General features: G+C 71.8%; 13 protein-coding genes. 6 read left to right on the forward strand and 7 right to left on the reverse strand.

Features of this window, described 5'->3' with window-relative positions; translation table 11 throughout:
• Positions 1 to 42: 42 nt before the first annotated feature.
• On the reverse strand, positions 43 to 882 hold the full coding sequence (locus OIE12_RS18530) for an SDR family oxidoreductase (protein WP_329136745.1): 840 nt from the start codon (positions 880 to 882) through the stop codon (positions 43 to 45).
• Between the two features lie 95 nt (positions 883 to 977).
• On the opposite strand from OIE12_RS18530, the gene OIE12_RS18535 reads away from it, so the two are divergent.
• The 3 genes from OIE12_RS18535 (at position 978) to OIE12_RS18545 (ending at position 3,773) form a co-directional block, all read left to right on the forward strand.
• Positions 978 to 1,352 (forward strand): winged helix-turn-helix transcriptional regulator, encoded by a 375-nt coding sequence (locus tag OIE12_RS18535; RefSeq protein WP_329136747.1) that lies wholly within the window; start codon positions 978 to 980, stop codon positions 1,350 to 1,352.
• 162 nt (positions 1,353 to 1,514) lie between these two features.
• Positions 1,515 to 2,480 (forward strand): alpha/beta fold hydrolase, encoded by a 966-nt coding sequence (locus tag OIE12_RS18540; RefSeq protein WP_329136750.1) that lies wholly within the window; start codon positions 1,515 to 1,517, stop codon positions 2,478 to 2,480.
• A 372-nt stretch (positions 2,481 to 2,852) separates the two neighbouring features.
• Complete coding sequence (locus OIE12_RS18545) at positions 2,853 to 3,773, forward strand: helix-turn-helix domain-containing protein (RefSeq protein ID WP_329136752.1); 921 nt, start codon at positions 2,853 to 2,855, stop codon at positions 3,771 to 3,773.
• A gap of 71 nt (positions 3,774 to 3,844) precedes the next feature.
• Here the strand turns inward: OIE12_RS18545 and OIE12_RS18550 are convergent, their stop codons facing one another.
• Genes OIE12_RS18550 through OIE12_RS18560 form a run of 3 tightly spaced genes read right to left on the reverse strand, consistent with a single transcriptional unit; the run spans position 3,845 to position 5,531 of the window.
• A complete protein-coding gene (locus OIE12_RS18550; RefSeq protein WP_329136755.1) occupies positions 3,845 to 4,243 on the reverse strand; it encodes a roadblock/LC7 domain-containing protein in 399 nt (132 codons plus the stop codon).
• Between the two features lie 50 nt (positions 4,244 to 4,293).
• Positions 4,294 to 5,184: a hypothetical protein gene (locus OIE12_RS18555; RefSeq protein ID WP_329136757.1), complete on the reverse strand. Its 891-nt coding sequence runs from the start codon at positions 5,182 to 5,184 to the stop codon at positions 4,294 to 4,296.
• A complete protein-coding gene (locus tag OIE12_RS18560) occupies positions 5,181 to 5,531 on the reverse strand; it encodes a hypothetical protein (RefSeq protein WP_329136759.1) in 351 nt (116 codons plus the stop codon). Before OIE12_RS18560 ends, OIE12_RS18555 begins: the two co-directional genes overlap by 4 nt.
• Positions 5,532 to 5,711: 180 nt before the next feature.
• Here OIE12_RS18560 and OIE12_RS18565 point away from each other — a divergent pair, with 180 nt between their 5' ends.
• Both OIE12_RS18565 and hemB read left to right on the forward strand, forming a co-directional pair.
• Positions 5,712 to 6,077, forward strand: a complete 366-nt coding sequence (locus tag OIE12_RS18565) for a hypothetical protein (RefSeq protein WP_329136760.1) — start codon at positions 5,712 to 5,714, stop codon at positions 6,075 to 6,077.
• 189 nt (positions 6,078 to 6,266) lie between these two features.
• A complete protein-coding gene (gene hemB / locus OIE12_RS18570) occupies positions 6,267 to 7,259 on the forward strand; it encodes a porphobilinogen synthase (protein ID WP_329136762.1) in 993 nt (330 codons plus the stop codon).
• 83 nt (positions 7,260 to 7,342) lie between these two features.
• Here hemB and OIE12_RS18575 read toward each other — a convergent pair whose 3' ends face one another.
• Positions 7,343 to 8,128, reverse strand: coding sequence for a DUF4232 domain-containing protein (locus tag OIE12_RS18575; protein WP_329136764.1), 786 nt, complete (start codon positions 8,126 to 8,128; stop codon positions 7,343 to 7,345).
• Positions 8,129 to 8,341: 213 nt separating this feature from the next.
• Here OIE12_RS18575 and OIE12_RS18580 point away from each other — a divergent pair, with 213 nt between their 5' ends.
• Positions 8,342 to 9,742 carry a helix-turn-helix domain-containing protein gene (locus OIE12_RS18580; RefSeq protein ID WP_329136765.1) on the forward strand — a complete coding sequence of 467 codons (1,401 nt, stop codon included), beginning with the start codon at positions 8,342 to 8,344 and terminating at the stop codon, positions 9,740 to 9,742.
• A 44-nt stretch (positions 9,743 to 9,786) separates the two neighbouring features.
• On the opposite strand, the gene OIE12_RS18585 is transcribed toward OIE12_RS18580, so the two are convergent.
• Together OIE12_RS18585 and argS are read right to left on the reverse strand one after the other, a co-directional pair.
• Positions 9,787 to 10,719, reverse strand: coding sequence for a phosphotransferase family protein (locus OIE12_RS18585; RefSeq protein ID WP_329136766.1), 933 nt, complete (start codon positions 10,717 to 10,719; stop codon positions 9,787 to 9,789).
• A 196-nt stretch (positions 10,720 to 10,915) separates the two neighbouring features.
• Entirely contained in the window at positions 10,916 to 12,676 is a 1,761-nt protein-coding gene (gene argS / locus OIE12_RS18590; RefSeq protein ID WP_329136767.1) for an arginine--tRNA ligase, read from the reverse strand.
• Between the last annotated feature and the right edge of the window lie 35 nt (positions 12,677 to 12,711).

Here is a 12,711-nt window from a genome sequence, read left to right on the forward strand (position 1 = left end):
CCGGGTTCGTCCGGGTGCGGGGCACAGCCGTGTCGGCAGGGCTCAGCGGAACGCGGCCACGTTGCGGGCGGCCCAGTCCGCGAAGGTGTGCGGGGCGCGGCCCAGTACCCGTTCGACGTCCGGGCTGACCTCCACCTCCGCCGGGCTCGGGGAGCCGAGGATGTCCAGCGTGTCGTCGGCGAGCTCCGGCGGCATGGCCTGCGACATGGCGGCCTTGGCCTCGGCGCGGGTGAGCTCCTGGAAGTGGACGGGTGAGCCCAACGCGGCGGCGAGGGCCGCGGTCTGCTCGCGCGGAGTGATCACCTCCGGGCCGGTCAGCGCGTAGGCGCGGCCGGTGTGCCGGTCCTCCAGCAGGCAGGCCGCCGCGACCGCGGCGATGTCCGCCGGGTCGATGACGGGCACCCCGACGTCACCGAAGGGCGCGGCGACGAGCTGCCGGGTGCGGACGGATTCCGCCCACCACAGGGCGTTGGAGGCGAAGCCGCCCGGCCGCAGGACGGCCCACTCCAGGCCGGACTCGCACAGGGTGTCCTCCAGCGCGCGCATCGCGACCCGGGTGGTGCCGAAGGGCCTGGTCACCACCCCGAGCGTGGAGAGCAGGACGATACGGCGCACCCCGTGGGCCGCGGCTTCGGCGATGAGGTCGGCGGGGTTGGCCCCCGTCGCGTGCAGATCGCCGGAGAGCAGGAGGAACAGCGACTTCGCGCCGGTCAGCGCGGGCCCGAGCCCGGCCGGCTCGGCGAGGTCGGCCACCATGTGGCGGACGCCGTCCGGCACCGCCGCCGGGTGCCGTGAGACCGCCGTCACCTGCGCGCCCGCCTCGGCGAGCGCGCGCGTCAACGGCCGTCCGATGTTTCCGGTGGCTCCGGTCACCACGATCATGTTCAGCTCCTTGTGGTCGTGTGTGAGGTGTCCTCCGGACGCTAGAAGTGCAGGCTTACTTTTTGTAAGGGCATACCTGGAGGTAAGCTCATGACATGGCGGAAGGCGTGCAGGACAGACAGGCCGGGACCGGCAGGCGCTATGACGTGTTTCACACCGACTGCCTCGCGCGGGACATGGTCGACCACGTGACCAGCAGATGGGGCGTCTGGGTGCTGATCTCCCTGCGGAACACCGACCTCCGCTTCTACGAGCTGCGCGAGAGCATCCAGGGCATCAGCGAGAAGATGCTCGCCCAGACCCTGCGCACGCTCGTCCAGGACGGACTGGTCTGGCGCAAGGTCGAGCCGACGACGCCACCCCAAGTGACGTACGGGCTGACGGAGTTCGGCCGCGAGGTCGGCGAGCCGCTGACCGAACTGTTCGACCGGATCACCAACCGGCTGTCCCGCGAGGGGCCACGTCCCTGATACCTGTCCCCCTGGGGAGCTACGCGCAGGTGTCCACGGTGGGGTGACGATTCCGACGGCGGAAATCCATAGCGTTCAGTCATGGCCGCAGGGACTGGGCCGAGGGCCTGGTGAACGGGTCCACCGTTCGCTGATCGCTTCCTTGTCCGTCTGGAGGACCCCATGAACCGCATGCTCAAGGCCACCGCCGTCGCCACCCTCTGCTGCACCGCCGCCGCCGGTCTCGGGTACATCGGCGTGGCACAGGCCAAGGGGGACGGTGGGCTGGGTGTGCGGGACGCGGCGAGTGCGGCGTGGACGACGCGCACGGTTCACGCCGCCGACCGTGCGGACGCCTTCGTCGGCGAGAAGAAGATCAACGTCGGCGGTCACGCGGTGAACGTCTCCTGCGAGGGCCGGCAGTCGCGCCGGGGCCCGGTGGTGGTGTTGGTGGCGGGCCTTGGGGACGGTCTGGACAAGATGGCCGACCTGCAGAAGACCCTGAGCAAGAAGAACCGGGTCTGCTCCTACGACCGCCTGGGCGAGGGCAAGAGTGACAAGCCGGAGGGCCCGCAGAGCATGGCGGACACGGGGCGGGTGTTGACCGGGGTGATCAACAGGGTCGCGGGTGACTCCCCGGTGGTACTGGCGGGCCACTCGCTGGGTGGTCTGATCGCCGCGCGGTATGCGCCCGATCACCGGGACAAGGTCAAGGGCCTGGTGCTGCTGGATGCGACGTCGTCGACGACGTCGGCGGATGTGACCCGGGCGATCCCGGAGTCGGCCACGGGTGACGCGGGTGATCTGCGGGCGCAGACGGTCGCGGTGATGCAGGGGCAGAACCCGGAGAACCTGGTCGTGCCGGACGGCCGGGTGCGCTCGGCGGGCTGGATCCCGACGCAGGTCATCCGGCACGGGCAGCCGTACCTGTCGGAGTTCCCGACGTACGGCCCGCAGTTGGAGGCGGACTGGACGAAGGGCCAGTACGCGTGGGCGGCGGTCTCCGGCCGCGCGACGGTCCACAAGGCGGAGGGCAGCGGTCACTACATCTACGTCGACCGCAAGGACATTGCCGTCAAGTCCATCCAGCGGGTCGCCGCGCAGGTCACACAGCGGAACGGCGGCTGGTGGGGCCACGCGGGCCGCTGACGGGGGGAGACGTCGGCGGGGGTATCGGACTGACCCGCGCCACCTCTGGCACCGGCCGGACGCCTTCGCCCCGCGCGGTGACGAACCCCGGCGTGGACCCCGGTTCACCGGAGCCCGGAAACGCGGGACCCGGTGGTGTGGTGGGTGGAGGGGTGGGTGGTCAAGGAGTAAAGAAGCGGGGGAAAGAACCCTTCCCACCTGCCAAACCTGCTGTATGTCACTCGGGTGGGTGAAAGCGGCTGGTGTGGCTGGCGTGGGGGGTGTGGGGGCGGGCAGTCTCGGGCCTGACCATCCGGCCGACATATGTCGGCCCCCGCTGGGACTGCCATCCCGGGGCGAGGGCCTGACCAAGCAGGAAGGAGTCTCTTCCCTATGGCTGTTGAAAAGCCTATCTCTGCCCTACGCTCACCGACCCGAGTTCGGCGAACCGCCACCCACTCCGGTGTCACGCACATCCGCGAGTACCAGCGCGACCGGTACACGATCATCGGCAACCATCTCGCCCAGCACCGCGAGTTGTCCGCGCTCGCGATCGGGCTCGCCACGTACATCCTGTCGCTGCCCGACGGCACCCCCGTCGACATCCGTACGCTCGCCGACCGGTTCCCCGAGAGCCGCGACCGTATCGCCTTCGCCCTGCGGGAGTTGGAGACCCACGGCTACCTGCGGCGGGTACGGGAACGTACGCCGGGCGGCAGGGTGGTCACGCGCACGTATGCCTTCAACGCCCCGGCCGCCACGCGGGCCAGGGAGGAGCGGCAGGACGCGGCACCGCCGCCACCGGCCCCCACCCCGCCCGAGCCGGAGCCTGGGCCTGGGCCGGGGCCAGAGTTCTCTGGGCCCGAGGACGCCCCGGTCGTCCCGACCGCTTCGCCCGTCGAACCGCCCCGCCGCGGCGAGCGGCACGGCGAGGCCGTCACGCTCCTCGCGCGGCTGCGCCGGATCGACGACCGGCTCGTCCTGTCCCTCCGGGACGTGGACCGGCTCGCGGACGCGGCCATGCCCTGGCTCGACTGCGGGCTCAGCGCCACGGCCGTGCTCCGCACCCTCACCGCGAACCTGCCGACGGACATCAGAAACCCCGCCGCCCTGATCGCCCACCGCCTCCACGAACTGCTCCCACCGGCACTCCCACCCCGCGCGCCCGTAACCCGCGAGGAACCCCCGCCCCGCCCCCACCCCTTCCAGGACTGCCCCGGCTGCGACCGCGTCTTCCGCGCGCCCCGGCCGGGCCGCTGCGGCGACTGCCGCTTCGAGGAGAAGGGGACGGACGATGCCATTTGTGCGGCGTGAGGCGGCGTGAGCCTCGCCCAGACGGGCCTTCGACCCGACGCCGCCGGTTGGTGAAGGCGGGCGCCGGGCCGTCAGGCCGGGGTGTCCGCCGTCAGGATGGTGTTCAGGGATGCCACCACGGACGGGATCTCGCGTTGGAAGGCTGCCGTGTCCAGGCCCTCGTCGGCGACGACGGCGAGGAGGGCGCGGGTGCCGACGGCGGTGACGATGACGTGGCCGGTGCTGCACTGGGCGGTCATCTGGCGCAGGGTGCCGGCGGCGCCCTGGTCGGCCAGGCGGTGGCCGAGGGAGAGCGTGGCCGCGGCGAGGGCGGCCATCGACTCGGGGTGCGTCTTGGCGGCGTCGGTGGCGACGACCAGGCCGTCCACCGTCGCCAGGGTGCTCTCGGACACGCCCATCACCTTGTCCCGCAGGGAGACGAGGAGGTCGTTCACCGGGTCGTTCGCCGGGTTGGTCACGCGGTCGCTCATGGTGGGTCGCTTCTTCCTGTTGCGCGCGGGCTGCGGCGGAGGAGGGCAGGTCAGGGCAGTACGGGAGGCGGGGCGGACGGGTCGGGGAGGTGGTGGCCGGGGTTGCGGCGGGGCAGGGTCGAGGCCGGGGCGGCGGGCCGTGGTGCGGCCGGGCCCGGGGTGCGGGGGGCCGTGCTCGGGCGGCCGGAGGCCACCGGTGCGCCCGGGTCCTCGACCAGGTGCAGGGCGATGAGCCGGCGCAGGTCGAGCATGACCGCGAACAGCCCGCGGCCCAGCGCGAACGCCAGGTCGCGCGGGGTGCGGCGGCCGTCCGTCGCGGTCAGGACCTCGCGCAGCCGGGACGGGAGACGGCTTCCCCCGCCCGCTCCCGGTCCCCCGCCCGCTCCCGCCGTCGCCCGAGGACGTGCGCGGGCGAACCGTGCGGTCGCGCCCGGCTCCATCGCCAGCATCCCGATGCGGCGCGAGGTCTCGGCGACGAGCCGCTCGGGCGTCACCCCGGCCCCCGTGTGCAGCAGCGGCCGTTCCCCGGTCACCTCCCAGTCGACGGTGCTGGTGAGCGAGAGCGCGAAGGCCGCGTCGTAGAGGGCCGCGAGGCCCGTGATCTCCAGTTCCGCCGCACCGAGCAGTCCGCGCGTGACGAGTTCCTCGCGCAGTCGCTCGTGCGCGGGGTCGGCGGCGCGGACCTCCGCCCACGCCTCCTCGGTGAGCCGGCCCGACCTCAGCAGCAGCGCCTCGACGCCGGGCGCGCCGGGCGTCTCGACGGCGACGACGAGGCCGTCGCGCAGATGGATCCCGCCGCCGGGCGCACCGGACAGCACCACCGTGCAGGAGCGTTTCTCCGCGTGCAGGGCGGAGAGGAGGGCGGGGATGTTCCGGGCGCCGGACAGGGGGAGAGGTGCGGAGCCGGGCCGGTGCGCCCGGTCGGGAGACGGCTCGCTCATGCCAGCAGCGTCTCCGCGTGCCGGGTCAGGTCCCGCATCGCCCAGGCCAGCGCGACCCGTTCGCGGTCGAGGACGGCCGACAGCAGCAGTGGGTCGCCCTGCCGCTGGACCCGGAGCGTCACGTGGTGGCTGGTTCTCGTGGTCACGACGACGCTCTCCACCTCCCCCTCGCACCCCGCCCGGTGGAGATGGACGGCGGCGAGCGAGGCGATCCGGTGGGCGTCCTGGGCCGCGCCCGCCTCGCCCTGCGCGGCGTACGACGTGCCCGTCACCCCGTCCACGAGGACCGCACCGGTGACACCGGGCGCCGTCAGGACCCCGTCGAGCACGGCGTCGAGCGAACTCATCGACTCCCCCCTTCAGTTGTGCTGCCGAGCACAGTACTTTATGAGCCAACCAGCGCAACACCGGTCAAAAATGATGCTTCAGCGGACACCGCGATGACTCCGAGTTGACCCACAAAAGTCACCAGGAGTCCGCCTATGAAGTGACTTTGACCCGACAGGCAAGGGAACGAGGGCACCGGCGTGAACATCGAGACAGCGCTCAAGGAAGCCATGGCCATCGACGGGGCCCTGGGCGTCGCCGTCGTCGACTACGAGAGCGGCATGGCGCTGGGCTCCCTCGGCGGCGGGCCCCACCTCGACCTGGAGCTGGCGGCGGCCGGCAACACCGAGGTCGTCCGGGCCAAGCAGCGCACGCTGGCCTCGCTCGGGCTGAGCGACGAGATCGAGGACATCCTCATCACGCTCAGCGGGCAGTACCACCTGATCCGGCCGCTCACCAGCGCCGGCGGCTCGCTGTTCCTGTACCTCGCGCTGGACCGGTCGCGCGGCAACCTGGCGCTCGCCCGGCACGGGCTGAAGCGGCTGGAGGCGGAGCTCGAGATCTGACCGGGTGACCAGGGCCCGCTGCGGTCACGCAGGCGCCCCCCCACGGCGCCGGCGCCCTCCCACGGCGGAGGCGCCCCCCCCCACGGCGGAGGCGCCCCCTCGCGGCGGAGGCGCCCCCGCCGCGAGGGGCGCCCCCGCCCGACTCCGCGTCGGCAAAGGCATGTCTCCCGCAGGCGTAGCGTGGATGGTATGACGACGTACGGATCCTTTCCGGGTACGCGGCCCCGGCGTCTGCGTACCACCCCGGCCATGCGCCGCATGGTCGCCGAGACCCGGCTGCACCCGGCCGACCTGATCCTCCCCGCCTTCGTGCGCGAGGGCGTCGGGGAGCCCGTGCCCGTCCGGGCGATGCCCGGAGTCGTGCAGCACACCCGGGACAGCCTGCGCAAGGCCGCGGTCGAGGCCGTGGAGGCCGGGATCTCCGGGATCATGCTGTTCGGCGTGCCCGAGGAGGAGAAGAAGGACGCCTGCGGCACCGCCGGCACCGACCCCGACGGCATCCTCCAGGTCGCCCTGCGCGACGTCCGCGCCGAGGTCGGGGACGAGCTGATCGTCATGTCCGACCTGTGCCTGGACGAGTTCACCGACCACGGCCACTGCGGCGTCCTCGACGCCGAGGGCCGCGTCGACAACGACGCCACGCTCGAGCGCTACGCCGAGATGGCTCAGGTCCAGGCCGACGCCGGCGCCCACGTCGTGGGCCCCAGCGGCATGATGGACGGACAGATCGGCGTCATCCGCGACGCCCTGGACCAGATCGGCCGCGAGGACGTCTCCATCCTCGCCTACACCGCCAAGTACTCCTCCGCCTTCTACGGCCCCTTCCGCGAGGCGGTGGGTTCCTCCCTCAAGGGCGACCGCAAGACCTACCAGCAGGACCCCGCGAACATCGGCGAGTCCCTGCGGGAGCTGGCGCTCGACCTGGAGGAGGGCGCCGACATGGTCATGGTCAAGCCGGCCGGGCCCTACCTCGACATCCTCGCGCGGTTCGCCGAGGCCGTCGACGTGCCCGTGGCGGCGTACCAGATCTCCGGCGAGTACTCGATGATCGAGGCCGCCGCGGAGAAGGGCTGGATCGACCGGGACGCGGCGATCATGGAGTCCCTGCTCGGCATCCGGCGCGCCGGGGCGCGGAACATCCTGACGTACTGGGCGGTCGAGGTCGCCCACCGGCTGCGCTGAGGCGCGGTCCGTCCCCGTCGGGACGGCCGCGCCTGTGCGGGGCTGCGCCTCAGTACGCCGGAGCGCTCACTACCTCAGAGCTCTCAGTACGCCAGGGCGTCGTCCATGCCGCTCTGCCAGTACGTCACCTTCAGCGAGTCGTCCACGTGGACGCCGCCCGACGGCAGGGCCGCGCTGCCCACCGAGTCGTCGTCGAACGGGACGGTCAGGGTCTTCGCGGTGTAGCCGTTCGAGCCGCTGCCGTCGGCGGCCGACAGCAGGACCCCCGCGTACCCGGAGCCGCCCGGGGACAGCACCACCGTCGACTGCGGACGCGAGGCGTCCATGACCGGCGGCACGGACTGCGCCTCGCCGAACCTCGCCATCGGGTAGGCGGGCAGGACGCAGGACTTCGCACCGTGGTTGGTGGCGGTCAGCAGCATGTGGTTGACGGGGCGGCTCACCACCGTCGCGGTGAACCGCACGGTGGACGCGGTGCACTTGCCCGGCTTCCCCGAGTCCTCCTTGCCGGCGCTCTGCCCGGCGGAGCTCTGCTTGCCGGACCCCTGCGAACCGGAGGCCTTGGAACCGCCGCCGCCGGCGTTCGTGTCGCTCCCGGTGTTCGTGCCGCCCTTCGCGGCGCCGGAACCGGAGCCGGAACCGGACTCGGCCGTGCCGGCCGACGAGGCGTCCTTGGAGGCGGAACCGGCCGCCGAGGTGCCCGCCGAGGTGGAGCCGAGCGAGCTGGTCTCCGTACCCGTGCCGTCCTCGCAGGCCGTCAGGGCGAACGCGGCCACCGCGATCGTGGCGGCCGCCAGCAGACGGGTGCGGGGGGTGCGGAAGGAGGCGCGGGAGGCGGTGCGGGCGGTACGAGCCGTGCGAGCGGACATGGCTGAACTCCTTGCAGAAAGCGGGGAATGGGGTGCCACTCGACCGGTTGCCGGGAGCGGCGTGCTTGGATGACCACAGCTTGGGTCAGCAGCCGTCCCAGTCGCCACAGCCGCCGGGGGATACGGGACAATGGAACGCTGAGAACGGCCCTGACCTGGGGAAACGACAACCAGCTGGAATGCGCGTCCGGGACGCGGGGAGAGGGAGAAACGGTGGCGGGGGATGATTTCGCCGAACTGCTGCGGACGCTGAAGGAGCGTTCGGGGCTCAGCTACGGGGTGCTGGGCAAGCGGCTGCACATGAGTGCCTCGACGCTCCACCGGTACGTCAACGGGGACGTCGTACCCGTGGAGTACGCACCCGTCGAACGCCTCGCCCGACTGTGCCGGGCCACACCCGACGAACTCCTCGAACTGCACCGGCGGTGGGTGCGGGCGGATGCGTTGCGGGGGGTCAAGGGGGAGCCGGCGGCGGGGACGGGGACGGGGGCGAGTGAGGCTCCGGAGGCGGCGGGTTCGGTGGCCTCGGCGGCACCGGAGGCTTCGGAGGCCGCGGATGCGCCGACGGACTCGAAGGCGCCGGCGGCTTCGGCGGGTTCGGGGGCACCGGCCGGTCCGGCGGCATCGGAGGCGTCGCACGCTCCGACTGGTTCCGAGTCCGCGGAGTCCGGTGTCTCCGATCTCCAGGACCCCGTCACCTCCCTCACCCCCTCCGCACCCCGCCGCCCGCGGCGGACCGCGGTGCTCGCCGGGGGCGGGGCCGTCGCCGTCGCCACCGTGGCGCTGCTCGTCAGCCTGCTGCCGGGCGACGGCGAGCGCGGGACCGGCGCGACGAAGGGAGCCGCGGCCACCGTCTCCGCCGACTCCTCCGCCTCCGCCTCGCACGCCACCCGCAAGGCGTCCAGGAGCGCGAGCGCCTCGCCCTCGCCGACCGCGTCCACCAAGCGCACGGCGACTCCGAAGGCCACGTCCTCACGCGCCGGCGGCGCGAACGGTTCCGGGACCTCCGGCGGCGTACCGCTGGCCGTGACCACCAATCCGTACTACTGGGACGCGCCCTGCGAACAGCACTTCCTGCTGGACCGCAAGCCGGAGAACGTTCCGCCGCCGCCGGCCCAGCAGAACGTGGTCGGCTGGGTCACCCCGTTCGACGGGGTCGCCGCCGACAGCCAGATGGTCGCGCTCACCGTGCAGGGCACCGGCCAGGAGACCGTGGTGCTGCGGGAACTGCATGTGCGGGTGGTGAGCAGCAACGCGCCGCTCAACTGGTCCAGGTATGCGATGGGCGTCGGCTGCGGCGGCACCGTGAACACGAAGTCCTTCGACGTCTCGCTCGACCAGGGCAACCCGCTGGCCATGCCGATCGGGGGGCAGCGGAACTTCCCGTACCGGGTGAGCGAGTCCGACCCCGAGGTCTTCTACGTCAACGCGCACACCAGCGGGCATGACGTCCGCTGGTACCTGGAGATGGACTGGTCCAGCGGGAGCCGCAAGGGGACGATCCGGATCGACAACCATGGGCAGCCGTTCCGTACGAGTGCGGGGGAGAAGTCGTACTACGCGTACGCCCTGACGGGGGACGGGGGGTGGGAGCGGGTGGAGAACGAGGACTGAGGGACGCGACCGGCCCCCACCGGCCCGCAGCCGTCGAGCAAGAGTCACCCACCCGTCCCGAACCACGTCTCCGCCAGCACATCGAGGCGCGGTTCCGCAGGAGTCGGGAGCTCGCGGAAGTGGAACGGCAGGTCGCAGTACAGGTGCAGGAGCAGGTACGCCAGCATCTGGTCCGGATCGAACGGTTCGCGCCCGTACGCCCGGAAGAAGCGCCGCATCTGCCGCGGCTGCCCGTACGTCACGAACGCGCCGACGCTGGCGAAGTCGTACACCGGGTCGCCGATCAGCGCCGTCTCGAAGTCGAACAGGCCCGTCAGGCGCCAGTTCTCGCGGGGTGCGACGGTCAGGTGCTCGCGCATGAACTCGGTGTGCAGCAGCACGCGTTCGTCCGTGGCCGGGAGCCGTACCGAGTCCAGGAAGTCGGGGATCTGCTCCAGCCAGACCCGGGGCACCTGCTTGGCGCTGTGCCGCCTCATCGCGTCCGCGCGCTGCTGCGCGACGAACTCGTCCCAGTCGAGCGGGGGGATCGCGCCCTTCAGCGGGGTGATGTCCATCTTGTGCAGCGCGGCGAGGACCTCGGCGGACTCGCTGATCAGCCGGTCCTTGTCGGCCGGCGGGATCCGGTGCCAGCCGCGGGCCATGTCGATGCCGGTCAGGCGCGTCATCATCACATAGCGCCAGCCGTTCACGTGCTCGTTCGTGGTGATCAGACGCGGGGTCTCGACGGGCAGTTGGCGCCACAGATGGTCGAGGACGACCGCCTCGAAGGAGGACTTGGCGGCCTGGAACCCCGGATAGAACTTGAACACCATGTCGTCCCCGACCGCGAACACCGGCAGGGAGCCGTTCTCGAACGGAACCACCGGTGCTCCGTAGAGCCCCAGTTGGTGCACCAGTTCCCGGCAGGCGGCCCGCGTCAGTTTCTCGTCGGCGCGCACCGCTTGCAGCTCGTCGAATGTGTCCACTGTGGGGAACATGCGCGGCAGCCTACGACCCCCGGCGGCGTTCGTATGCAGAGAACAAGAGCTGTGTAACTCTCCCGGGTTGTTCATTCCCGAACCGCTTGCGCGGACGGTCCGGACCGTACTCGCATGCCCCGCAGAAAGAGGCGGCACCGCCGTCGCGATGCCGCCCCTTTCCGTGCATACGGGAACCCGGGAATCCCGGTACCCCTCAGAGCCGCTCGGGCGTCCTGATGCCGAGCAGCGCCATGCCCCGGTGCAGCGTGCGCGCCGTGACCTCGCACAGGAAGAGCCGGTTCTCGACCTGCGCCGACGACTCGGCCTTCAGCACCGGGCACTTGTCGTAGAACGCCGTGTACAGCGACGCCGCCTGGTACAGATACGCGGCCAGCTTGTGCGGGGCGTACTCCGCGGCCGCCTCGAGGACGGTGTCCCCGAACGCGTCCAGGTGCAGGCCCAGCGCGCGCTCCGCCTCGTGCAGCGCCAGCTCCGGGTGGGCGGCGGGGCGGACCTCGCCGGCCTTGCGGAGGATGGACCGGATCCGGGCGTAGGCGTACTGGAGGTAGACGCTGGTGTCGCCGTTGAGCGAGACCATCTGGTCCAGGTCGAACTTGTAGTCGCGGTTCGCCGACGTCGACAGGTCCGCGTACTTCACGGCCCCGATGCCGACCTGCGCGGCCCGCTCCCGGATCTCGTCCTCGGTGAGGTCCCGCGCCTTCTCCCGTACGACCTCCGCGGCCCGCTGCACGGCCTCGTCCAGCAGGTCCTCCAGGCGTACGGTCTCGCCCGCGCGCGTCTTGAAGGGCTTGCCGTCCGCGCCGAGGACCGTGCCGTAGGCCATGTTGTGCGCGGTGACGTCGTCACCGAGCCAGCCCGCCCGGCGGGCGGTCTCGAAGACCATCCGGAAGTGCAGCGCCTGGCGGACGTCCACGACGTACAGCAGCGTGGTGGCGTGCAGGTCCTGGACGCGGTTGCGGATCGCGGTCAGGTCGGAGGCCGCGTAGCCGAAGCCGCCGTCGGCCTTCTGCACGATCAGCGGGACCGGCTGGTCGTCCTTGCCGCGGATCTCGTCGAAGAACACCACGAGCGCGCCCTCGGAGCGGACCGCGACGCCCATCTCCTCCAGGAGGCGGGCGGTCTCGGGCATGCCGTCGTTGTACGCGGACTCGCCGACGATCTCCTCGTCACGGATCTCCATGTCGAGCTTGTCGAAGACGGAGTAGAAGTAGACCTTCGACTCGTCCACGAACTGCTGCCACAGCTCGCGCGTCTCCTTGTCGCCGGACTGCAGGGCGACGACCCGCTTGCGGGCCCGCTCCTTGAACTCCTCGTCCGCGTCGAAGAGCGCGCGCGAGGCCTTGTAGACCCGGTTCAGGTTCGACATGGCCTGCTCGCCGTCGACGTCGTCGGCCGGGGCCAGCTCACCGGGGTGCTCGAACAGGTACTGGATGAGCATGCCGAACTGGGTGCCCCAGTCGCCGATGTGGTGCCGGCCGATCGTCCGCTCGCCGGTGAAGTCGAGCATGTTGCGCAGGGCGTCCCCGATGACCGCGGAGCGCAGATGGCCGACGTGCATCTCCTTGGCCACGTTCGGCTGGGCGTAGTCGACGACCGTGATGCCCGCGTCCGGCTTCGGCGGCACGCCGAGGCGCTCGCCGTCCGCGAGCCGGGCGGCGAGGTTGGCGGTGATCGCCCGGTCGGCGACGGTGATGTTGAGGAAGCCGGGTCCGGAGACCTCGACCTCCTTGATCAGCTCGTCACCGGTCGTGAGGTGGGCGACCACCTCCGTCGCCAGCTCCCGCGGGTTGGCCTTCGCCTTCTTGGCCAGGGCGAGGATGCCGTTGGCCTGGTAGTCCGCCCGGTCACTACGTCGCAGCAGCGGGTCGGCACCGGCGGCCTCCGGCCGGGTGGCCGAGAGGGCGGACGCGAGCTGCTGCTGGACGGAGTCGCTGAGGGGCGTGACCGAGGTCATAGGAAGGGTTGCCGTTCTCCTCGAGGGATCGGATG

The sequence above is a fragment of the Streptomyces sp. NBC_00670 genome (assembly GCF_036226765.1).
GTDB lineage: Bacteria > Actinomycetota > Actinomycetes > Streptomycetales > Streptomycetaceae > Streptomyces.

Coding starts and splice junctions, on each gene's coding strand:
- OIE12_RS18540 (WP_329136750.1), top strand. CDS start 1,515: ATGAACCGCATGCTCAAGGCCACCGCCGTCGCCACCCTCTGCTGCACC.
- OIE12_RS18535 (WP_329136747.1), top strand. CDS start 978: ATGGCGGAAGGCGTGCAGGACAGACAGGCCGGGACCGGCAGGCGCTAT.
- OIE12_RS18575 (WP_329136764.1), bottom strand. CDS start 8,128: ATGTCCGCTCGCACGGCTCGTACCGCCCGCACCGCCTCCCGCGCCTCC.
- OIE12_RS18585 (WP_329136766.1), bottom strand. CDS start 10,719: ATGTTCCCCACAGTGGACACATTCGACGAGCTGCAAGCGGTGCGCGCC.
- OIE12_RS18560 (WP_329136759.1), bottom strand. CDS start 5,531: ATGAGTTCGCTCGACGCCGTGCTCGACGGGGTCCTGACGGCGCCCGGT.
- OIE12_RS18530 (WP_329136745.1), bottom strand. CDS start 882: ATGATCGTGGTGACCGGAGCCACCGGAAACATCGGACGGCCGTTGACG.
- OIE12_RS18555 (WP_329136757.1), bottom strand. CDS start 5,184: ATGAGCGAGCCGTCTCCCGACCGGGCGCACCGGCCCGGCTCCGCACCT.
- hemB (WP_329136762.1), top strand. CDS start 6,267: ATGACGACGTACGGATCCTTTCCGGGTACGCGGCCCCGGCGTCTGCGT.
- OIE12_RS18545 (WP_329136752.1), top strand. CDS start 2,853: ATGGCTGTTGAAAAGCCTATCTCTGCCCTACGCTCACCGACCCGAGTT.
- argS (WP_329136767.1), bottom strand. CDS start 12,676: ATGACCTCGGTCACGCCCCTCAGCGACTCCGTCCAGCAGCAGCTCGCG.
- OIE12_RS18550 (WP_329136755.1), bottom strand. CDS start 4,243: ATGAGCGACCGCGTGACCAACCCGGCGAACGACCCGGTGAACGACCTC.